This is a genomic window from Falsirhodobacter algicola (genome assembly GCF_018279165.1).
GTDB classification, from domain to species: domain Bacteria; phylum Pseudomonadota; class Alphaproteobacteria; order Rhodobacterales; family Rhodobacteraceae; genus Falsirhodobacter; species Falsirhodobacter algicola.
In genome coordinates this window covers 506,617-527,294 of record NZ_CP047289.1, presented here as the reverse complement: position 1 = coordinate 527,294, position 20,678 = coordinate 506,617, and the positions used below count along the sequence as shown (strand labels likewise).

At 67.2% G+C, this 20,678-nt stretch carries 22 protein-coding genes; 6 read left to right on the top strand and 16 right to left on the bottom strand.

The window, feature by feature from the left end; all coding sequences use genetic code 11:
- Positions 1 to 49: 49 nt before the first annotated feature.
- Positions 50 to 187: an entericidin A/B family lipoprotein gene (locus tag GR316_RS02675; RefSeq protein ID WP_211784519.1), complete on the top strand. Its 138-nt coding sequence runs from the start codon at positions 50 to 52 to the stop codon at positions 185 to 187.
- A gap of 59 nt (positions 188 to 246) precedes the next feature.
- On the opposite strand, the gene GR316_RS02670 is transcribed toward GR316_RS02675, so the two are convergent.
- Positions 247 to 1,680 (bottom strand): NAD-dependent succinate-semialdehyde dehydrogenase, encoded by a 1,434-nt coding sequence (locus GR316_RS02670; RefSeq protein WP_211784518.1) that lies wholly within the window; start codon positions 1,678 to 1,680, stop codon positions 247 to 249.
- A 111-nt stretch (positions 1,681 to 1,791) separates the two neighbouring features.
- On the opposite strand from GR316_RS02670, the gene GR316_RS02665 reads away from it, so the two are divergent.
- Positions 1,792 to 2,580: a RibD family protein gene (locus tag GR316_RS02665; protein ID WP_211784517.1), complete on the top strand. Its 789-nt coding sequence runs from the start codon at positions 1,792 to 1,794 to the stop codon at positions 2,578 to 2,580.
- On the opposite strand, the gene GR316_RS02660 is transcribed toward GR316_RS02665, so the two are convergent.
- The 4 genes from GR316_RS02660 to GR316_RS02645 are packed head-to-tail and all read right to left on the bottom strand — an operon-like array spanning position 2,512 to position 5,690.
- Entirely contained in the window at positions 2,512 to 3,285 is a 774-nt protein-coding gene (locus GR316_RS02660; RefSeq protein WP_211784516.1) for a class I SAM-dependent methyltransferase, read from the bottom strand. The genes GR316_RS02665 and GR316_RS02660 overlap by 69 nt on opposite strands.
- Positions 3,282 to 4,322 (bottom strand): glycosyltransferase family 4 protein, encoded by a 1,041-nt coding sequence (locus GR316_RS02655; protein ID WP_211784515.1) that lies wholly within the window; start codon positions 4,320 to 4,322, stop codon positions 3,282 to 3,284. The genes GR316_RS02660 and GR316_RS02655 overlap by 4 nt, the downstream gene beginning before the upstream one ends.
- Positions 4,319 to 4,711 (bottom strand): 6-pyruvoyl trahydropterin synthase family protein, encoded by a 393-nt coding sequence (locus tag GR316_RS02650; RefSeq protein ID WP_211784514.1) that lies wholly within the window; start codon positions 4,709 to 4,711, stop codon positions 4,319 to 4,321. Before GR316_RS02650 ends, GR316_RS02655 begins: the two co-directional genes overlap by 4 nt.
- Positions 4,712 to 4,721: 10 nt before the next feature.
- Positions 4,722 to 5,690, bottom strand: a complete 969-nt coding sequence (locus GR316_RS02645) for a zinc-dependent alcohol dehydrogenase (protein WP_249218800.1) — start codon at positions 5,688 to 5,690, stop codon at positions 4,722 to 4,724.
- A 128-nt stretch (positions 5,691 to 5,818) separates the two neighbouring features.
- On the opposite strand from GR316_RS02645, the gene GR316_RS02640 reads away from it, so the two are divergent.
- Positions 5,819 to 6,553 carry a CDP-alcohol phosphatidyltransferase family protein gene (locus GR316_RS02640; protein ID WP_211784513.1) on the top strand — a complete coding sequence of 245 codons (735 nt, stop codon included), beginning with the start codon at positions 5,819 to 5,821 and terminating at the stop codon, positions 6,551 to 6,553.
- A gap of 34 nt (positions 6,554 to 6,587) precedes the next feature.
- On the opposite strand, the gene GR316_RS02635 is transcribed toward GR316_RS02640, so the two are convergent.
- Both GR316_RS02635 and nhaA read right to left on the bottom strand, forming a co-directional pair.
- Positions 6,588 to 8,243, bottom strand: coding sequence for a BCCT family transporter (locus GR316_RS02635; protein WP_211784512.1), 1,656 nt, complete (start codon positions 8,241 to 8,243; stop codon positions 6,588 to 6,590).
- A 194-nt stretch (positions 8,244 to 8,437) separates the two neighbouring features.
- Positions 8,438 to 9,625, bottom strand: a complete 1,188-nt coding sequence (gene nhaA, locus GR316_RS02630; RefSeq protein ID WP_313796739.1) for a Na+/H+ antiporter NhaA — start codon at positions 9,623 to 9,625, stop codon at positions 8,438 to 8,440.
- Positions 9,626 to 9,858: 233 nt separating this feature from the next.
- On the opposite strand from nhaA, the gene GR316_RS02625 reads away from it, so the two are divergent.
- Positions 9,859 to 10,821 (top strand): bile acid:sodium symporter family protein, encoded by a 963-nt coding sequence (locus GR316_RS02625; protein ID WP_211784511.1) that lies wholly within the window; start codon positions 9,859 to 9,861, stop codon positions 10,819 to 10,821.
- Here GR316_RS02625 and GR316_RS02620 read toward each other — a convergent pair.
- The 6 genes from GR316_RS02620 to GR316_RS02595 form a co-directional block, all read right to left on the bottom strand.
- Positions 10,803 to 11,798, bottom strand: coding sequence for a c-type cytochrome (locus GR316_RS02620; RefSeq protein ID WP_211784510.1), 996 nt, complete (start codon positions 11,796 to 11,798; stop codon positions 10,803 to 10,805). The two genes, GR316_RS02625 and GR316_RS02620, sit on opposite strands and share 19 nt — an antisense overlap.
- A complete protein-coding gene (locus tag GR316_RS02615) occupies positions 11,795 to 12,373 on the bottom strand; it encodes a cytochrome c oxidase assembly protein (RefSeq protein ID WP_211784509.1) in 579 nt (192 codons plus the stop codon). Before GR316_RS02615 ends, GR316_RS02620 begins: the two co-directional genes overlap by 4 nt.
- Positions 12,373 to 12,765: a hypothetical protein gene (locus GR316_RS02610; RefSeq protein ID WP_211784508.1), complete on the bottom strand. Its 393-nt coding sequence runs from the start codon at positions 12,763 to 12,765 to the stop codon at positions 12,373 to 12,375. Before GR316_RS02610 ends, GR316_RS02615 begins: the two co-directional genes overlap by 1 nt.
- Before the next feature lie 12 nt (positions 12,766 to 12,777).
- Positions 12,778 to 15,330 (bottom strand): cbb3-type cytochrome c oxidase subunit I, encoded by a 2,553-nt coding sequence (locus GR316_RS02605; RefSeq protein ID WP_211784507.1) that lies wholly within the window; start codon positions 15,328 to 15,330, stop codon positions 12,778 to 12,780.
- Positions 15,327 to 16,316: a cytochrome c oxidase subunit II gene (locus GR316_RS02600; RefSeq protein ID WP_211784506.1), complete on the bottom strand. Its 990-nt coding sequence runs from the start codon at positions 16,314 to 16,316 to the stop codon at positions 15,327 to 15,329. The genes GR316_RS02605 and GR316_RS02600 overlap by 4 nt, the downstream gene beginning before the upstream one ends.
- A gap of 72 nt (positions 16,317 to 16,388) precedes the next feature.
- Positions 16,389 to 17,780, bottom strand: coding sequence for a dihydrolipoyl dehydrogenase (locus GR316_RS02595; RefSeq protein WP_211784505.1), 1,392 nt, complete (start codon positions 17,778 to 17,780; stop codon positions 16,389 to 16,391).
- 103 nt (positions 17,781 to 17,883) lie between these two features.
- On the opposite strand from GR316_RS02595, the gene GR316_RS02590 reads away from it, so the two are divergent.
- Positions 17,884 to 18,039, top strand: coding sequence for a hypothetical protein (locus tag GR316_RS02590; RefSeq protein ID WP_211784504.1), 156 nt, complete (start codon positions 17,884 to 17,886; stop codon positions 18,037 to 18,039).
- Positions 18,040 to 18,045: 6 nt separating this feature from the next.
- A complete protein-coding gene (locus tag GR316_RS02585) occupies positions 18,046 to 18,687 on the top strand; it encodes a hypothetical protein (protein WP_211784503.1) in 642 nt (213 codons plus the stop codon).
- 3 nt (positions 18,688 to 18,690) lie between these two features.
- On the opposite strand, the gene GR316_RS02580 is transcribed toward GR316_RS02585, so the two are convergent.
- From GR316_RS02580 to hfq, 3 genes are all read right to left on the bottom strand, one after another.
- On the bottom strand, positions 18,691 to 18,909 hold the full coding sequence (locus GR316_RS02580; RefSeq protein WP_211784502.1) for a DUF1127 domain-containing protein: 219 nt from the start codon (positions 18,907 to 18,909) through the stop codon (positions 18,691 to 18,693).
- A gap of 119 nt (positions 18,910 to 19,028) precedes the next feature.
- Complete coding sequence (gene hflX / locus GR316_RS02575) at positions 19,029 to 20,354, bottom strand: GTPase HflX (protein ID WP_249218826.1); 1,326 nt, start codon at positions 20,352 to 20,354, stop codon at positions 19,029 to 19,031.
- Positions 20,351 to 20,581: an RNA chaperone Hfq gene (hfq, locus tag GR316_RS02570; RefSeq protein WP_211784500.1), complete on the bottom strand. Its 231-nt coding sequence runs from the start codon at positions 20,579 to 20,581 to the stop codon at positions 20,351 to 20,353. The genes hflX and hfq overlap by 4 nt, the downstream gene beginning before the upstream one ends.
- Positions 20,582 to 20,678 lie beyond the last annotated feature (97 nt).

Sequence of the window (20,678 nt, the reverse complement as noted above, 5' to 3'; positions counted from 1 at the left end):
CCGCCCGGATCACGCGTTGGCCCGTACATGTGAACGAAGGATGTGACCCATGCGTAAATTCTCGCTTCTTCCGATTCTGGCCCTCGTGGCGCTGACCGCCTGCAACACCGTCGAAGGTGCCGGGCAGGACATCTCCGCCGCCGGTACGGCCATCACGGACGAATCCCGGCAGGCACAGACGCAGTAAGCGTCTGGCGCACGCCGATAGAAGAAAGGCCGGTCCATCGGGACCGGCCTTTTTCGTTCTCAGTGCGCGGCGGTGACGAAGCGCGTATCGAGATAGGCCATGATCGCCTCCGACCCGCCTTCGGTGCCGTAGCCGCTGTCCTTGATGCCGCCGAACGGCGTTTCCGGCAGTGCAAGGCCCACATGGTTGATCGTCAGCATGCCCGATTCCATCTCGCGGCCCAGACGTTCCACATTGGCGTGGCTGCGGGCATAGGCATAGGCGGCCAGACCGAAGTTGAGGCGGTTCGCCTCGGCGATCATATCGTCGAGCGAGGCCATGCGGTTCACGATCGCGACCGGGCCGAAGGGCTCCTCGTTCATGATCCGCGCCGAGGTGGGCACGTCGGCCAGCACGGTCGGCTCGTAGAACCAGCCCTTGTTGCCGATGCGGCGCCCGCCGGTGACGAGCTTGGCACCCTTTTCCACCGCGTCGCCGATCAGCTCTTCCATGGCGGGGATGCGGCGCTCGTTGGCGAGGGGGCCCATTTCCACGCCCTCATCCATGCCGTTGCCGACCTTGACCTTCTTCAGGCCATCGGCGAAGGCCTCGAGGAATCCGTCGGAGATCTTCTGATCCACGAGGAAGCGCGTGGGGGAGACGCAGACCTGACCGGCGTTGCGGATCTTGGTCGCCGCCATCTGCATGGCCGCCTTTTCCCAATCGGCATCCTCGGCGATGACGACCGGCGCGTGGCCGCCCAGTTCCATCGTCGCGCGCTTCATGTGTTGGCCGGCCATGCTTGCCAGCAGCTTGCCCACCGGGGTGGAGCCGGTGAAGCTGATCTTGCGGATCACCGGATGCTTGATGAGGTATTCCGAAATCTCGGCCGGAACGCCATAGACGAGGCCGATCACACCGGCCGGAACGCCGGCATCGGCGAAGGCGCGGATCAGTTCGGCCGGGGAGGCCGGGGTTTCTTCCGGGGCCTTCACGATGATCGAGCAGCCTGCGGCCAGCGCCGCCGACAGCTTGCGCACCACTTGGTTGACCGGGAAGTTCCACGGCGTGAAGGCCGCGACCGGGCCGACCGGGTGGCGGATCGCCATCTGCTGCACGCCGGGGGCGCGGGCGGGGATGATCTGGCCATAGGTCCGGCGGCCTTCTTCGGCGAACCAGTCGATGACATCGGCCGCGCCCATGATCTCGGCCTTGGATTGGGCGATGGGTTTGCCCTGTTCGCGCGTCATCAGGACGGCGATGGTCTCCACCCGCTCGCGCAGGATGTCGGCCGCGCGGCGCATCATGCGCGAACGGTCATAGGCCGAGGTTGCGGACCAGACCTTGAAGCCTTTGGCCGTAGCGGCCAGCGCATCCTCCAGATCCTCGGGCTTGGCATGGGCCACGGTACCGATCTGTTCTTCCGTCGCCGGATCGATGACCGGGATCGTTCCACCGGCGCGGGCGGCGCGCCAAGTGCCGTCGATGAAAAGCTGAGTGTCGGAATAAGACATGGGTCCTCCTTCGGAAAGCTGCCGCAGCCTCTGCCTTTGGGGCCGCAAGGTCAACCGGTTGACCGCTTCGGACCCTGCACTAAATCGTGCTGGAACTTTCAGGAGGACGCAGTGCATCGATGGTTCCTGACCGAGCCGGAGTGGCTGCGGATCCTCGGCGGTACGGCGCAAGGGCCATCCCCCTTCGGGCCGATGACGGAGCCGGACCGGCCCTTCGTGGTCGGACAGGTGGGACAATCGCTCGATGGCCGCGTCGCAACAGTGGACGGCGATTCCCGCGACATATCCGGGGCGGACGGTTTGCGGCATCTGCACCGGCTGCGGGCGCTCGCCGATGCGGTAGTGCTGGGCGTCGGGACGGTGATCGCGGATGATCCGCGCCTGTCGGTGCGGCTGGTTCCGGGGCCGAGCCCGGTGCGGGTGGTGATCGACTGCCATGGCGTCATGCCACGTCATGCCCGGATGCTGCACGATCAGGGTGCCCCGGTGATCCTGATCCGCGCCGAGGACGCACCCCCCGCCCCGCCCGGAACCGATGTCATCGCGCTGCCCCGGCAGGCCGGCGGCCTTTGCCCCGCGGCGATCCTCGATGCGCTGGCGGCGCGCGGTCTGCACCGCATCCTGATCGAGGGCGGCGCCCGTACCACGGCGCGTTTCCTCGATGCCGGGCTGCTGGACCGGCTGCATGTCACCGTCGCGCCGCTCATCATCGGGTCCGGCCCGACGGGGATCACCCTGCCCCCCGTCGCGACCTTGGCCGAGGCTCATCGCCCCGAAATGGCCGTCTACGACATCGGCACCGACATCCTGTTCGATTGCACCTTCGCCCGCTCAGGGCTGGGGCATGGCAAGGATGTCGAGATGGCCGACGATGCAGGTTCCCTGCCCGCCCACGGCTGACTGACGGAAGGCGAACCAGTCCTGCAGATCGGGCACCTCGCCCGTTTCGGTAACGGCGTCCTGCATCCCCTGAAGGAAAGCGCGCTGCAGATCGGCATGCGAGGCGTCCATCCGCCACAGGCTTTCGCCGCGCACCACATGCAGGCCCGCCGCCTCGGCAAGGCGCGCAAGCTCCGCCCCCGCCCTTGGGCCAAGCGCGGGGCCGAACCCCTTGTCGCGCTGCTGATGCAGGTTGAACGCGCCCAGCACCGCGCCGTCCAAGGGATGCGCCTCGGACCAGTGGACGCGCCCGTCATAGTTCAGCGCGGCATAGAGCGCGTTTCCTTCGGTGGACAAACGCGCGATCAGCGCCTGTACCATCTCCTCGGAGCAGAGATCGAACAGCGCCGAGGCGGTGATATGCCCCCCCTCCACCAGCGGCAGCGCCGCGACATCGTTCAGATCGAGGCGCTGCGTCTCTGCCTCGGGGTGGCGGCGGGCTGCCTCTTGCAACAGATGCGGATCGAGGTCTGCCAGCACCCAATGCACCGGCAGCGGCAGATGCGGCGCGATGGCCCGCAGGCTCGCCCCCGTGCCGCAACCCAGATCTAGGATGCGATGCGGCCCCTGCGCGCTGCGGATGGCAAAGGCGGTCCGCACCTCGGGGTTGCGCGCCGCCAGATCGAGCGGCTCCCTCAGGGCCAACCAGTCGGAGGAAAAGCTCATGTCCGGCTCCCGATGAAGGATGCGATGGTGGCGGCGGTGTCCGCCCAGGAGGGAAGCGCCGCACCCGCCGCCCGCGATCCCGCCGCGAGCGAGCGGCGCAGATCCCGGTCCGTCAGGATGTGGCGCAGCGCCTCGGCAAAGGCGGGCACATCGTCCGGCGGGGCAAGGATGCCGGCGCTGGCCGGAACCACCTCGGGCACCGCGCCGCCCGCGCAGGCGACGATGGGCAGGCCTTGGGCCAGCGCCTCGGCAAAGACCATGCCATAGCCTTCGTAGCGGCTGGCAAGGGCGAACACATCCGCCCCCGCCATGACGGCGCGGGTGTCCGAAACGGTGCCCACAAGGCGGATGCGATCGCCAAGGCCCGCTTCGGCGATCTGGGCCTCGACCTGCTCTGCGGTTTCGGGATGAAGCGTGCGCGATCCGATGATCGTCGCCCGCCACGGCAGATCGGCGTTCAGCGCCAGCGCCGCCACCAGCACGTCATGCGCCTTGCGCGGGATCAGCGTCCCGACCGAGAGGACATGCGGCGGATCGCCTTCACCAAGGGCGATGGGCGCGGGATCGGTGCCGGGCAGTGCCACGGTCACATCCGCTTCGGGAACGCGGAAGGTGCGGATCACCTCGCGCCCCGTCGCGGGCGAGGTGACGACCACCCCGCGCGCCGCCGACAGCGCCCGATGTTCGGACCGCAGAAGCGCGGCGGTCACATCGGCCTTCTGCCCGCCCTCCAGCGCAAGGGGATGGTGGACGAGCGCGAAGATCGCCAGCCGCCCGGCCTCGCGCAGCGCCCAATCGTCCAGAACGCCGAAAGCCAGCCCGTCGATCAGGACGGTGGTGCCGTCCGGCAGTGCCGACAGGCGCGCCTCGGCGGCGGCGCGGGCCTCCGGCCCTGGAAAGGGGAAACCGGGGCCGAGGGCCAGCGTCTCCACCTCCCAGCCTGCCGCCCGAAGCTCGCGGATCAGGCGCCGATCATAGGCATAGCCCCCGGTGGGCAGATCGAGATCCCCCGGATAGGCGAAGACGAGCCGCGTCACACCGCGGCCTCGTACCAACCGCGGGCGGCGTGGGATTCGTGCAGCAGCACGCGGATGCGGCGGATCCGGCCCGCCCCGGCGCCGAACACCTCCAGCCGCGCGGCCAATGCGTCGAAGATGTGCTTGGCCAGAACCTCGGTCGTGGTCACGCGGCCCTCGAAGACCGGCATCTCGTCGAGATTGCCGTAATTGAGGGGGGCCAGCACCTCGGCCAGAAGGCCCGTCGCGGCACCGATATCGACGGCAAGGCCGTCTTCGTCCAGCTCTTCGGTGAAGAAGGCGGCGTCCACGACGAAGGTGGCGCCGTGCATCCCCTGCGCCGGCCCGAAGACGGGGCGCGGCAGGCTGTGGGCGATCATGATATGGTCCCGAACCTCGACGGCGAACATGGGTATTCCTTCAGTATGTGATGCGATGGCACAGCGTGCCGGACGAAGAGAGTATGCCGGGATAATCCTGCGCAAGCGCCCCGAATGCGCTTTCCCCCGAGACGAGCGCATCCAGCCGGTCATCGGCCAGAAGATCCAGCGCCTTGGCCATCCGGCGGGCATGGGGCCAACGCGCGCGCTGCGCCGCCGCCACCTGCCCGACCTGGGAGCTGACGATGCGCAGACGCCGCGCATGGAACGCCCCGCCAAGGGGAATGCTGGCGCTGCGGTCGCCGTACCAGCTGGCCTCCACCACGCGGGCCTCGGGGCCGCATGTGTTCAGCGCGGTGGCCAGCGCCGCGTCCGAGCCGCTGGCGTTGATCGCGACATCCGCCTCGGGATGCGGGGGGCCGAAGGGCACCTCCAGCGCCGCAGCCACCGCTGCGCGCGACGGGTCCGTATCGACGAGCCGCACCTCGGTCCCCGCGATCCGCGCGGCCAGATGCGCACACAGCGCGCCGACCACCCCTGCCCCGAAAACGTTGATCCGGTCGCCCGTCCGCAGGGCCGCATCCCAGACGATGTTCAGCGCGGTTTCCATATTGGCGGCCAGCACCGCCCGCGCGGGCGGCACGCCATCCGGCACCGGGGTGAGCAGAGCGGGATCGGCGGCGAAACGGTCCTGATGCGGATGCAGGCAAAAGACCCAACGGCCAGCCAGATCGCCCGTCTCTGCCATGCCCACGGCGGCATAGCCGTATTTCACCGGAAAGGTGAACTCCCCCTCCTGATGGGGGCCGCGCATGCGGGCATGTTCGGACGGGGGCACGCGGCCCGCCAGAACCGTCGCCTCGGTGCCGCGGCTGATGCCGGTGAAGGCGGTTCGGACCACGGGGCGGCCCTGCGCCTCCACAGTGACGGGGCGCAGTTCGCACCGCCCGGGTGCCGTGATCCAGAGCGCCTGCGCGCAAAATGTGCTGTCCGGCCCTGTCACGTCCACCCGCTTCGTCCTATCCTTTGCGCAGCTAGCGCCGCCCCCGGCAGCGGCAAGGCGTCGCGCCTGCGGAACCCCGCGCCGGGACAACGCTTTGAGCCTTCGAAGTTGTTCCACCCCCGGATGCTGCGCCCATGGCCCTGATCTCCACCGATGCCTTCGTCCTGAAACGTCCCGTGGCCGGGGCGGTGACTGCGCTGGCGGCGGGGGGCGCGGGGCTGGCGGCGGTTGCGGCGGCGGTGCCGGGGCCGGCGGCGATGGCCGGAACGGCGCTGATCACCTATGGCGCGGCGGCGGGGCTGATCCTGTGGGGGCTGCCGGCACATGCGCCTTCGCGCTTCGGGCCGGCGAACACCGTCACGGTGTTTCGCACGGCGATGGTGGCATGGGTCGCTGGGTGCATCTTCGGATCAGGGCATTTTACGCCGGGATCGTCAGATGCGCTCGTCTGGGCCACGGTGCTGGCGGCCTTTGCGGCGCTGGCGCTGGATGGGGTGGATGGCTGGCTTGCGCGGCGGACGGGCCTTGCCTCGCGCTTCGGGGCGCGGTTCGACATGGAGGTGGATGCCGCCCTGATCCTGCTGCTGTCGGTCGCGGCATGGATGACGGGAAAGGCGGGGGTCTGGGCCTTGGCGATCGGGGGGATGCGCTATGGCTTCATCGCAGCGCAGGCGGTGCTTCCGGCGCTGCGGCGCGATCTGGCCCCCTCGATCCGGCGCAAGACGATCTGCGTGGTGCAGGTCGTCAGCCTGTGCCTGATCGCGCTGCCGCCGGTTCCGCCATCGGCGACGGTGTGGATCGCGCTTGCGGCGCTGCTGCTGCTGACATGGTCCTTCGCGCGCGATGTGAACCGTCTGCTGCGCCAATGAAAAAGGCCGCGGTCCCCCGCGGCCTTTCCCGTCGTTATCGCGGCTCGGCCAGAAGGCCCTTCACGAGCGAGTAACACGCCAGAAGCAGCACGATCGCGAAGGGGAAGCCCGTGGACACCGCCATCGCCTGAAGCGCGACCAGCCCGCCGCCCAGCAGAAGGGCGATGGCCAGAAGTCCCTCGAACGTGGCCCAGAATACGCGCTGCGGCGTCGGAGCGTTGATCTTGCCCCCCGCCCCGATCGTGTCGATCACGAGCGAGCCGGAATCCGACGAGGTGACGAAGAACACGATCACCAGCACGATCCCGACCAGCGAGGTCAGACCCGAGAGCGGCAGCACGTTCAGCATCTCGAACAGCTGCAGCGGCAGTTCGGCGTTCTGCACCGTGGTGATGCCGTCGGCGACGACTTGGCTGATCGCCGTACCGCCAAGCGCCGTCATCCACAGTGTGGACACGAGCGAGGGAATGATCAGCACCGCCAGCAGGAATTCCCGCACCGTGCGGCCGCGGCTGACGCGGGCGATGAACATGCCCACGAACGGCGACCAGCTGATCCACCACGCCCAATAGAACGCGGTCCAGCCATGGCGGAAGTTGTCATCCGTCCGCCCGAACGGGTTCGACAGCGCCGGAAGATATTCCCCATACGCCGCGAGGTTCAGGAAGAAGCCGCGCAGGATCTGCATCGTCGGCCCGACGAGGATGACGAACAGAAGCAGCACGACGGCCAGGATCATGTTCGCCTCGGACAGGATCTTCACGCCCCGGTCCATGCCCGCGACGACCGAGGCCGTGGCGATGCCGGTGATGATGATGATGAGGAACACCATGCCGCCCGTGCTGGCGGGGAAGCCGAAGAGGAAGTTCAGACCGGCCGAAGCCTGCTGCGCCCCGACCCCGAGCGAGGTGGAGAGGCCGAACAGCGTGGCAAAGACCGCAAGGATGTCGATCACATGGCCCGGCCAGCCCCAGACGCGTTCGCCGAAGATCGGATAGAAGATCGACCGCAGCGTCAGCGGCAGGCCCTTGTTGAACGCAAAGAGCGCGAGCGACAGCGCCACCACGGCATAGATCGCCCACGGATGCAGCGCCCAGTGGAAGATCGTGGCGGCCATGGCCAGACGGCGCGCGCCTTCGGCATCGCCGGCAACGCCGTTCAGGGGGGACCAGTCGGTGCGCACCCCATTCTCGACCACGGGGCCTTGCAGGGCGGCGGTGAAATTGCCCAGCGGTTCGGACACGCCATAGAACATCAGGCCGATGCCCATCCCCGCCGCGAACAGCATGGAGAACCACGACATGTACGAATAGTCGGGCCGTGCATCCGGCCCGCCAAGGCGCACCCGGCCAAGCGGCGTGAAGATCAGGCCGACGCAAATGACGACGAAGACGTTGCCCGCCAGAATGAAGAACCATGCAAGGTTCGAGGTGAGGAAATCGCGCAATCCCGCGAAAGCCGGGCCGAGCACGTTCTGGAACGCGAGCGTCAGGATGGTGAAAGCGACGATCCCAAGCGCCGATACACTGAAGACGACGTTGTGGATGTCCAGCTCGAACACGAACCGGCGGCGATAGTTGAGGTTGTCTTGACCGATCTCGTAATCGGTCTCGATGATCTGTGTCGCCCCTTCGGGGGCGGGTACGGCCTCGTCGGTGCCGTCGATGGGGACCTGGGGAGTGTCTGTCAAAGGCTGTCCTCGTTATATGTTGCGATGCAGCGACGTTGGGTCGTCGTGACGCGGTCTCACGCGGGGACACGTGGACCGAAAGGAATGGCCCGCGTGTCGCGGGCCGGCGGCACGTATAAGGAAGGTGCCCCGAAATCTCAACCTTTCAACGGCGGACGGCCCATTGGGCCGCCCATGGATCCCGAAAAGTGGGATCAGATGCGATACGGCGCCTCGCGCCGGGCAAAGCGCAGGATGGCGAAACCGGCCACCCCGGACACGAGCGAGCCCATGATGATCCCGATCTTCACCTGATCCTGCATCGCTGGATCGGCGAAGGCGAGAAGGCCGATGAAGAGGCTCATGGTGAAGCCGATCCCGCACAGGAGCGAGACGCCCAGCACCTGCATCCAGCTGGCCTGCGCCGGCAGATCGACGATCCGCGTCCGCACCATCAGCAGCACCGCGCCGAACACGCCGATCAGCTTGCCGAGGAACAGACCCGCCGCGACGCCCATCGTCAGGGGCGCGCCCAGCGTCGCCAGCGTGACCCCCGCGAAGGACACGCCCGCATTGGCGAAGCCGAAGATCGGCACGACCACGAAGGCGACCGGCTTTTGCAGCGCATGTTCCAGCCGGTGCAAGAGCGAGACATCGCCCTTCGCCTCGGGTTTGCCCGGGGTGCGCGTGATCGGGATCGTCAGCGCCAGCACGACCCCCGCCAGCGTGGCATGCACGCCCGAGCGGTAGACGAAGATCCACAGCACCACGCCCAGCACCAGATAGGGCCACAGGACACGGACCTTGCGGTTCATCGCCAGCAGGATCACCGTCACGACGACGGCGGCGATCAGATCGGGCAGCGACAGATCGGCCGTGTAGAAGATGGCGATGACCAGCACCGCGCCCAGATCGTCGATGATCGCCAGCGCCGCAAGGAACACCTTGAGCGAGGCCGGAACCCGCGGCCCCAGCAGCGACAGCACACCAAGCGCAAAGGCGATGTCGGTCGCCGACGGGATCGCCCAGCCGCGCAGCGCCGCCGGGTTGCCAAGGTTGAACCACACATAGATCAGCGCCGGCGCGGCCATGCCGCCAAGCGCGGCCACGCCCGGCAGGATGCGGCGCGGCCATGTGGACAGCTGGCCGTCCGTCATCTCGCGCTTGATCTCCAGCCCGACCATCAGGAAGAAGACGGCCATCAGCGCGTCGTTGATCCAGTGCTGGATGCTGAGCGGCCCGAAATAGGCATGAAGCCCGTGGAAATACGCCTCCGCGATGGGCGAGTTCGCCACAAGGATCGCCAAGGCCGCAACGGCCATCAGGACGATACCGCCCGATGCCTCGCTGTTGATGAATTCGCGGAAAGTGGGGTTGCCCCGGCCGGGGCGCGAAGAGGTCACGATTCTTCCGTCCTTCTGAAAGGGTTTCGCAAAGTCTCCGTTCCGGTGAACCACGAGGCGCACGCAGCACACGCCAAGCTGGCGAACACTATAAACGGGAGAGGCCCCGGGTCCATCGCCATTGCGGGGGCCGCGTCATGTTGGCGCATCTTCGGCGTTGCAGGGGCGGAACTTCATCTTTATTGCGTGCGGAACGTCACGTCTGCAACATATTGCCATGGAGGATGGCCCGCATGAGAATGATCGAACACTTGTCCCGTTTCGTGGGGCGGACTTTCGCCATCTGGGTGGTGCTGTTCGCCGTCCTCGGGTTCTTCCTGCCGGAGGTGTTCCGGCAATTGGTGCCGTGGATCGTGCCGCTTCTGGGCATCATCATGTTCGGCATGGGGCTGACCATCTCGGGCGCCGATTTCCGCGAAGTGGCCCGCCGCCCGTGGCATGTGGGCCTTGGCGTGCTGTCGCAATTCGTCGTCATGCCGCTGCTGGCGGTTGCGCTGACGCGCCTCATCCCCATGCCGCCCGAAGTGGCGGCGGGCGTGATCCTCGTCGGCTGCTGCCCAGGTGGGACATCGTCCAACGTGATGACCTATCTCTCCAAGGGGGATGTCGCGCTCTCGGTCGCCTGCACCAGCGTGACGACGCTGCTGGCGCCGGTGGTGACGCCCTTCCTCGTGCTGATGTTCGCCCAGCAATACCTGCCGGTGGATGCGGCGGCGATGCTGCTGTCGATCGTGAAGATGGTGCTGCTGCCGCTCGCGCTCGGCTTTGCCGCGCAAAAGCTGGTGCCGGGCCTCGTGACGCGGGCCGTGCCGGCCCTGCCGCTGGTCAGCGTGACGGGCATCGTGCTGATCGTGGCGGCGGTGGTCGGCGCATCGCAGGCGCGGATCGCCGAAACGGGCGCCCTGATCTTTGCCGTGGTGGTGCTGCACAACGCCCTCGGCTATGCGATCGGCTTCCTTGCCGCCCGCGCCTGCGGCCTCAGCCTTGCCAAGCGCAAGGCCATCGCGATCGAAACGGGAATGCAGAACTCCGGCCTCGGGGCGGCCCTTGCGACGGCGCATTTCAGCCCCCTCGCCGCCGTGCCGAGCGCGATCTTCAGCGTGTGGCACAACATCTCGGGCGCGCTGATCGCCAACGCCTTCGCCCGCCATGTGGAGGAAGAGCCCGCCCCCGCCGCCTACCGCGCCGCGAAATAAGCGGCCAGATCCTCGATCTCCCGATCCGTCAACCCGCGCGCCGCCTGTTCCATCAGCGGCGCGCGGTCCGTTCCGCCCCTCTCTCCGGCCCGCCACAGACGCAGCTGCGTTGCCAGATACGGCGCAGGCTGACCGTCGAGTTTGGGGATCATCGGATTGTCGTTCCCCGCCCCATGACAGGCGAGGCATCCCGGAACCTCGCCCTGCCCCCGGCGCGCCAGCATGGCCCCCGGCAGTGCCTCGGCCGCCGGATCGGCGGGGCGGTCCTGCCCGCCCATGCGCTGCGCCATCCCGTCGATCCGCCCATCCTCCAGCCCCGAGGCCGCCTGCGCCATGATCCCGCTGGGCCGCGCCCCGCTGCGATACGCCCGGAGCGAGGCCGCCAGATACTCCGCGCTCAGCCCCTCCAGCTTCGGGATGTGATCCGAGCCGCTGGCATGACAGCCCGAGCAGTACCGCTCCCCCCCGGTCAGGCCTTGGTAGCGTGCGCCGTCCATTCCGCCCTGCACCGCACGCAGAAAGGCGACGACGGCCCAGACCTCGTCGCCGCGCCCCTCTGCGGGCCATGCGGGCATGCCGGACATCTTCACCCCCTCGTGCACGATCCAGTGGAGTTCCTGCGGGACCCATGTGCCGACGGCACGTTCGATCTGCGGCGGGCGGGGCACCATGGCGTCGATGGTCGCGCTCGCCATCTCTCCGGGGGCGGCGTGGCACATGCGGCAGGCGCTGTCGTAATGCCGCGCGCCCAGCAGGATCAGCCCCGGATCGTCCAGATCGACGGGCGGCGGATCGTCCGCGGCCCGCAGATCGACCGAATTGCGGAAGGTGGTGTGCAGCACCCAGTCGGTGACCTTCCAATGCCCCTTCTGCGCCGAGGTGTCATAGAGCCCGAAAAGGACCACCGCGAAACCGCCCAGCGCCCCGAGGCTGGCAAGGACGGCGATGGTGGCAAGGACCGTGCGCCAGCGTGTCATGTTCCAGCCTCCCGCAGGTTCAGGGCGCGGGCGACCAGCGTCAGCCCCGCCACGAGGTAGATCGGTGTGCCAAGGCCCAGCATGATCATCCCGCCGATCTGCTGGGCCGCAAGGTCGGGATCGGTGCCGCAGGCGGCGGCATAGACATCGCGCGGCGCAAGGACGAGGATCGCGCCTAGAAGTGTCATATGCATGAAGGTCAGCAGCAGCCCCGCCGCCCCCGCCAGTGGGTTCGCCGCCCCAAGAAAGCCCGCCCATGCCAGAAGGCCGACGGCCAGAAAGCTCGCTTGCTCCACCGCGAAGGCGGCCGGGCCGGTCGCGGCGGCACCGTGAAAGCTGGGCAGATGCCACGCCCAGACGAGCAGAAACTCCGCCCCCGCCGCCAGCAGCACCGGCACGGCGCAGATCTGCCCCAGACGCGGCCAGCCAAGGATCAGGAGCGGCGGCACCACCGCCACCAGCATCATGTGCCGCACCATATGCAGCGGGAACCGCCCCAGCCACGCCTCCAGCGGCAGCAGCCAGATCACCGCGAGGATGAGGCATCCCGCCATGGCCAGCATCGCCCGCGGCATCAGCGGCAATCCTGTATGAACAGCGCCGGCAGCGCGACATAGATCACCCCGATGGCCGAGATGATCGAGAGCAGGAACGCCGCATGGCCGAGGAAGTGGTGGCGCGATTCCGGTTTGGACAGCGCCTCGGCCGAGGTGTCGCGGGGTTGCCACTGCCGCCACGACCGCAGCGCCAGCGCCCCGATCGCCCCCAGCGCGGCGATGGTCAGCGCGGCGATCGACATGCGCAGGAAGGTCACGCCCAGCGTATGCCCGAACTTGGCGCACCACACCGCCGCCCCGGCATAACAGAGCAGGAAGTGGATCGCCCAGACCGTCGGCGCAAAGGTGATGCGCATCAGGCTCGCCCGCTCTTCGGCGAATTCGTTCCGGTCCTTGCGGTTGTTGGCCATCCCGTCCCCCCCTTACAGCAGACGCGGCGCAAGGCCGAACATGGCGGCCGTCACCAGAACCGTCAGCGCATGGAAATGCCAGTAGAGCGTGATGTTCCACAGGATGGCATCGTGGTTCGGGTCCACCTTGCCGAACAGGCTTCCGGCCAGCGCATAGGCCTGCATCAGAACGCCCAGCGCGACATGCGCCCCCGTCCAGATCGCGATGGCGCAGATGATGGCGTGATAGGTGCTGACGGTCGGTGTCAGGTCCAGCACCGACAGGCCCAGCGCCGCCCCCCCACCGATCGCAAGCATCAGCGCCGCCGCCAGCGCCGCGCGGGCCGCCCCCACATGCTCGGCCCGGTTCAGACGCCGCGCCCCCAGCGTCAGCGCCCATGAGGTGCCGAGGCAGACCAGCATCGCCGCCACCAGAACCGGATCGGCATGAAGCGCATCGGGCGGCAGGAAATCCGCCCGCGCCGTCCAGTAGAAGAAGAAGCCGAACACGATGCTGGCGAAGGCCGTCGCATCCCCCAGCATGGTGATCCACATCGCCCACCAGCCCACCGCCTCCGGCCCCGAGGCATAGACCGGCAGCTTCAGCCCCAGCCCCGCATCCACCATCTGCCGCTTGGGCACGCAGGCGGTCGAGGTCCAGAGCCAGTAGAGCACGCAGACGATGGCGAAGGCCCCGCAGACGATCGCCGGGCGGTACATGTGAAAGGTCGGCAGGATGAAGGCCCCACCCGTGAAGATCGCGGCCCAGATGGTGATCCACGCATCCCCCGTCACCCGCTGCACCATCACGGGCCGCGCATCGATGACCGAGGTGATCAGCGTCTCGCGATGCCCCTCTTCGGTATCGGGCAGATAGAAGCGCCCGGCATCCATCCGCTCCACCAGCTTCTCCTGATCCCAGAGGGGATAGCGCGAGGTGATGTAGGGGATGGAGCGCACGCCCCAATCCTCGCCCTTGACGGTGTCGGTCCATTCCAACGTTCCGGCCTTCCACGGATTGCGCACCGTCAGGCGCGGCTTGCCGGGGCGCAGCAGGTCATAGACGAAGATGACGAACCCCGCCGCGATGATGAACGAGCCGACCGTGGAGATGAGGTTCAGCAGGTTCCACCCCAGATCCCCCGGATAGGTGAAGACCCGCCGCGGCATCCCCCGCAGCCCCGTCAGGTGCATCGGCAGGAAGCACAGGTTGAACCCCCCGAAGATCAGCCAGAACGCCCAGCGCCCCAGCCGCACCGACAGAAGACGCTTGGTGAAGAACGGATAGAAGTAATAGACCCCGGCCATCACCGGCAGCACCGTTCCCCCGAACAGCGTGTAATGCAGATGCGCCACGACGAAATAGGTATCGTGCACCTGCCAGTCGAAGGGCGCGATGGCGACCATCACCCCCGTCAGCCCCCCGGCGGTGAAGATCGCGAGCGCCCCCGCGATCCACAGCATCGGCAGGTTGATCTTCACCCGCCCCACCATCAGCGTGGCCACGAAGACGAAAAGCTGGATGCCCGTGGGGATCACCACCGCCTCGCTCGCGGCCGAGAAGAAGGCGAGCGAGATGTTCGGCAGTCCCGTCGTGAACATATGGTGAACCCACAGCCCAAAGGACAGGAACCCCGTCCCCACGGCCGACAGCACGATCCAGCTGTACCCGACGATGGGACGCTGGGCGACGGTGGGCACGATCATGGCCGCGATGGCGATGGAGGGAAGGAAGACGATATACACCTCCGGGTGTCCGAAGATCCAGAAGAGGTGCTGCCAGAACAGGGGATCGCCCCCCCGCGTGGGATCGAAGAACGGCCAGTCGAGCGCGCGTTCCAGTTCGAACAGCAGATCCCCCGCGATCAGCGGCGGAAAGGCGAAGAGGATCATCCCCCCCACCACCAGAACATACCACGCATAGAGCGGCATCATGTTCACGCGCATCCCCGGCGGGCGGCATTTCAGCACGCCGACGATCAGCTCCACCGCCGCCGCGATGGAGGCGATCTCGATGAAGGAGAGGCCCAGCAGCCAGATGTCCGAACCGATGCCCGGATCCTCGGTCGCAAGGGGGGGATACATGAACCAGCCCGAACTCGGCGCTGCCCCGAACAGGACCGAACCAAGAACGAACGTCCCCCCGATCAGGAAGGACCAATAGCCATAGGCCGAAAGCCGGGGAAACGGCATATCCCGCGCCCCGAGGAATGCCGGCAGAAGAAGGATCGCCATCGCCTCGAACAGCGGCACGGCAAAGAGGAACATCATCGCCGAGCCGTGCATCGTGAAGAACTGGTTGAACGTCTCCGCATCGAGGAAGCGCATCCCCGGAAACGCAAGCTGCACCCGCATCAGCAGCGCCAGCACGCCAGCCCCGAGCATGAAGGCCAGCGCGGTCAGCGTGTACCACTTGCCGATCTCGGTATTGTTGACCGACATCAGATAACGCAGGCCGGTCTTGGTCTTCCACACCTCGGTCAGGCGTTCTTCTTGCGCACGGGCGATGGCGGGATCGACGGGCTCGGCGAGCATGGCCTCGGTCGGGGGATATACGCCTTGGGGGCGGCGGTCGATCCGGGTCATTTCAGGCCCTCCAGATAGGCGGCAAGGTCGGACAGGGCATCATCGTCCAGCCAGTCATAGGCGGGCATCGCCACCTCGGGCTTGATGTCGCGCGTATGGGCGATCCAGTCGCGCAGATCGGGCTGCGACACCTCCATGATCCCCGCGGCGAGCGAGTGGCGGGAGCCCAGATGCGTCAGGTCCGGGCCGACATCGCCCGTGGCCTCGGTTCCGCGAATGGCATGGCAGGCCCCGCAACCTTCGGACAGGAACAGCCCCTTTCCGCGCTGCGCCGCAGGGGTGGCGGGGGGCATGGCGTCCTGCGCCGCGGCGGCGAGCCAAGCGTCGAACTCCTCCGGCGGCATCACCACCGCCTCGAACGCCATCAACGCGTGCGAGGGGCCGCAGAATTCGGCGCATTGGCCGCGATAGGTGCCGGGCAGATCGGGGGCGAGCGACAGGAACGTCTCCCGCCCCGGAAACATGTCCATCTTTCCACCGAGCGAGGGGATCCAGAAGGAATGGATGTAGCGGTTGGCATCGAGCCGCAGCGCCGTCCGTTCCCCTGCGGGGAAGCGGATCTCGTTGGCGGCGATGATGGGCGCCTCGGCGCCCTCGGGCCAGTATTCGACGCGCCACCACCATTCCTCGGCCCGGACGCGCAGGGTCAGCCCGTCCCCGGCGCTGCGCTGGTCCGGCATGATCGACAGCCCCCATGACAGCAATGCCCCGATCAGCAGCGTCGGCACGAGGATACCGCCGAACACGATCAGCCGGTTGGCATAGCGCAGCGGCATCTTGCCCGCCCGCATCCGCGTCACGAAGAAGAAGAGGAAGTTCACCGCGCACCACAGCAGGACGGCCCCGCCGAGCATCACGGAAAACAGCGTCACAATCTGTGCCGCGTCCTGCCCGCCCGGCGACAAGGCCGACTGCCGGCCCGCGCAGCCAGAGAGGACTGCGAAAGCCGGAAGCGACGCCCTTAGCGGAAAGTTCGTGATTGCCATGCCGCCCTTTCACATGTCGTGAAGGGCCAACATCACGCGAACGTGTGCGGTTCCGCCGGAACTTGTGAAAAATCAGTCGCCGGGCTGGAAACCCGTTCCCCGATCCCACGGCACCTTCAGCGCGCAGGCCGCACAGATGCCCTGAAGCGCCTTCTTAACGCCCTCTTCGAGGGTCGGATGATAGATGGGCTGATCCAGCAGATCGCCCGCCGTCATCCCGGCCGTGATCGCCAGCGCGAAATAATGCGCCAGATGTTCGGCATCCGGCATGCAGAGCGTCGCAGCGCAGATACGCCCCTCGCCGTCCGAATGGAGGCGCGCAAAGCCGTGGGCATGGCCGTCCACACGGGCGCGGCCCTGATCGGACCAGCTGGCCTCGGCCACGCGGCTGTCGTCGCCTTCGGGCGGGGTGCCGATCTGGGCCACCTGCGGATGCGTGAAGGCGATCGCCAGCGGCACCTTGCGGCGCGAACGGCGGACATCGGGGAAGGCCGCCGCATTGGCCCCCGCGACCGAGCCTTCGGACGTCGCCTCGTGCAGGACGGCGCGGTCGTGGTTCGCATCCCCCGCGATGAAGATCGGGGCCCTACCGCATTGCATCGTCTGCTTATCGAAGAGCGGCGTGCCGTGATCATCCACCTCCAGCCCCGCAGCCGTCAGATCCAGCCCCCCGAGCGCCGGGGCCCGTCCGGCCGAGACGAGCACATGCGAGAACCGCGCCTCGTGATCGCCGGCGCGGATCGTCACCTCATCCCCTGCCTCGGCCGAGACATCGACATTCAAATGCACGGGGATCGACGGCTCCAGCATCGCAACGAAGCTGTCGGCATCGTCCCCTTGCAAACCGGCGACGCTGCCCCCCTTGTCGAATACCTCGACGCGCACGCCGAGGCGGGCGAAGGCCTGCGCCAGTTCCATCCCCTGCGGCCCCGCCCCGATCACGGCAAGCGATGCGGGCAGATCCTTCAGATCGAACACCGTCTCATTCGTCAGGAGCCGATCGCCGAGGCCGTCGAAACCCTTCGGGATGATCGTCTTGGCACCGGTGGCGATGACGATGGCCTTCGCCCGCACCTGCCGACCATCCGACAGGGACAGCGTGTTCGGCCCGGTGAAACGCGCCGTCGCGGCGATCCGGGCGCTTTCGGGGATGTCGTCGAAGGATTTGCGGGTGGAATTGACGAAATCGTCGCGCAGACGCTGCACGCGCTGCATCACGGCTTCCCCATGGATCATGGGCGTCGCCTCGATCCCGAAACGCGCCGCCGAGGATACCGCATGCGCCGCCCCGCCCGCCGCGATCAGCAGCTTCGATGGCATGCACCCCACCAGCGCGCAGGTCGTACCGGCCCATGCGGGATCGATGATGACGGTGCGCGCCCCCGCCTGCCGGGCATGGCGCTCGGCGGCCAGTCCGGCGGTTCCTGCGCCGATCACGGCCACATCGCAGTCTAACTCGGTCATGCCAGTCTCCTTCGCAGGGAAACCCGGCGGAACCGGGGCCGGTTCCGCCGGAACCGAACGTGCCCCGCATCGTTCCCCTTTCTAGCAACCGGCGGAGGCAGACATGGCCAAGACACCCGACCCCCAGAAGGAAGCCGAAACGGTGCGCGACGAGCGTGCCAAGGCCGCGACCTCCGAAAAGGAAAAGCGCGCGATCGCCGAACAGGAGATCGACCCCCTGCTGAACGAGCCGGGACGCGGCACCAAGGAATGGGACTGATCAGGATTGGAAACCCTGCTGCATTACGCCCCGCTGCTCAGCGCGGCCCTCGGCGGCGTCACGGCGCTGATCTGGGTCGTGTATCTGAACGCGTTCCTATCGAGCTATCATCGGCAATCCCGCCCCTCGATCCTGATTACATCCGGCGCGGGGCGCGGGATGGACGCCCATTGCTTCGTCACCAATCTGGGGCTGGAGCCGATCTATCTCTTGGATCTGATCCTCGATCTGACGGACGAGGATGGAAACACCACCCGCGCCGTGATCCCCGAACGCAACGAGAAGCTGAAGGAGGCGTTGGACGACAGCGCCGATCCGCGGCTCATCACCAATCTCGGCCCCTTGGGCAGCGGCGAGGCCAAGCAGCTCGGCCGGTTCTCCACGCTCGTGTCGCGGGCCTGTGACGAGTATCCGGAGCTGGACCCGAATACGAAATTCACATGTCTGGAATTGACGGTCGTTGCCGTCACCGCCAGCCGTGCTGCGTTGCATGGTGCCAAACGCTGCTACGTGCTGTGCGAAAAGGACGAGCGTCAGCCAAGGATGCGTCCGACCACCATCAAGGCCGAACAGATCGACAACTGGTTCGGGCGCAGGGCGCTTGCGCGCCAGCTTCGCCAAGAGATCAGCGCACGGGATGCGCGCTGATTATCAGTTCTGCGCGGCGGCGCGGCGGGCGAAGGCCGGGATGTCCGAACGGGTCAGACCGATGTCGTGCAGCTCGCGCGTGGACAGCGCGGACAGATCGGCCACGGTGCGGTTGTAGACGGCGCGGCGGGCATTCGCGTCGCGCAGCACGGCGACGAGGTCGCGCAGCGGGCGGAACAGATCGGCGACCGGGAAGGTGGCGGTATTACGGGTGACGTCCATGTGCATATTCTCCTGCATATCTCTGCGCTGATAGCGCTAACTTACAGGTTTAATATCGGGTCGGCGGGCGTTTTCACAACCGCCGAAGCCGAAAGGCCGCCATGCCCCCACGGCATGCCTTAGATATCGGCGAAGCGCCCCTTTTGGCGCGCGGTCCACGATACGGCGAGGTGTACGCCGTCCTCTTCCACGCGCTCCTGCTCCACCACGCCCTCTTCGTGCAGCCATGCGCGGGCGCGGCCATCGGCGAAGGGAATGACGAGATCCTCGTGCTGGCGTTCCTCGTCCAGATGGCGGGTGATCGCCTCGATCAGAGGGGTCAGGCCATCCTCGTTCCAGACCGATACCGGGAAGATCCCCTCCGACGCCGCGCCCCGATCCTCCACGGATTTGCGGGCAGCGGGGTCCAAAAGGTCGATCTTGTTCCAGACCTCCAGCATGGGTACGGATTTGTCCACGCCAAGGCGCGTCAGGATGTCGTCGACATCGGCCGCCTGCTCCGCCGTTTCGGAATGGGCGATGTCGCGGACATGCAGGATCAGATCCGCCTCCAGCACCTCTTCGAGCGTGGCGCGGAAGGCGGCGACAAGCTGCGTCGGCAATTCGGAGATGAAACCCACCGTGTCCGACAGGATCACGCGGAAGCCGGTCGGAAGCTCCACCGCGCGCATCGTCGGATCGAGCGTGGCGAACAGCATGTCCTTGGCGAAGACGTCCGCCCCGGTCAGGCGGTTGAACAGGCTCGATTTCCCGGCATTGGTGTAGCCGACGAGGGCCACGATCGGGAACGGCACCTTGCGGCGGGCCGAGCGGTGCAATTCGCGCGTGCGAACGACCTTGTCGAGTTGACGGCGCAGGCGCACCACCTGTTCGTCGATGGCGCGGCGGTCCGCTTCGATCTGCGTCTCGCCGGGGCCGCCGACGAAGCCAAGCCCGCCCCGCTGCCGTTCAAGGTGCGTCCATGCGCGAACGAGCCGCGTGCGCTGATAGGACAAAGCCGCCAGTTCCACCTGCAACACGCCTTCGCGGGTGCGGGCACGATCGGCGAAAATCTCGAGGATCAGCCCCGTCCGGTCGAGGAGCTTGACGCCCCATTGCTTTTCCAGATTGCGCTGCTGCACCGGCGTCACCGGCCCATCCACCAGCACGAGATCCACCTCGGCGGCGCGGAGCGCGGCGGCCAGTTCCTCCACCTTGCCCGATCCGAACAACGTGGCGGGAACGGCCTTGGCCACGCGCACCACATCCTGCCCCACGACATCAAGGTCGGGCAAGGCGGCGGCAAGGGCCACGGCCTCCGCCAGCCCATGTTCGGGCAGGCGGCGCGAGGGCTGCGCCTTCAGGTCGGGATGAAGCACATAGGCCCGCGTGCGCTTGGCGGCGGTTTCATGCGGTGCGTTCCGTGCGGGACGCCCCTCTTGGTCGTGCGGCTGTTCAGAAATCAGTCTTCGCCTTCGTACAGGTTGATCGGTGCGCCCGGCATGATCGTGGAAATCGCATGCTTGTAGACAAGCTGCGATTGCCCGTCGCGCCGCAGAAGGACGCAGAAATTGTCGAACCAGGTGATCACGCCCTGCAGCTTTACGCCGTTGATCAGAAAGATGGTCACCGGGACCTTCGCCTTCCGAACGTGATTTAGGAAGGCATCTTGCAGGTTTTGTCGATCGGCCATTCTCTCGCGCGCCTTGATTATTCTTGTTTCCCCTTCCCGCCCGAACACGAGCGGTCGGAATCGACTATGACTGTGCAAGAAGCGGGTTTCCAGCCCA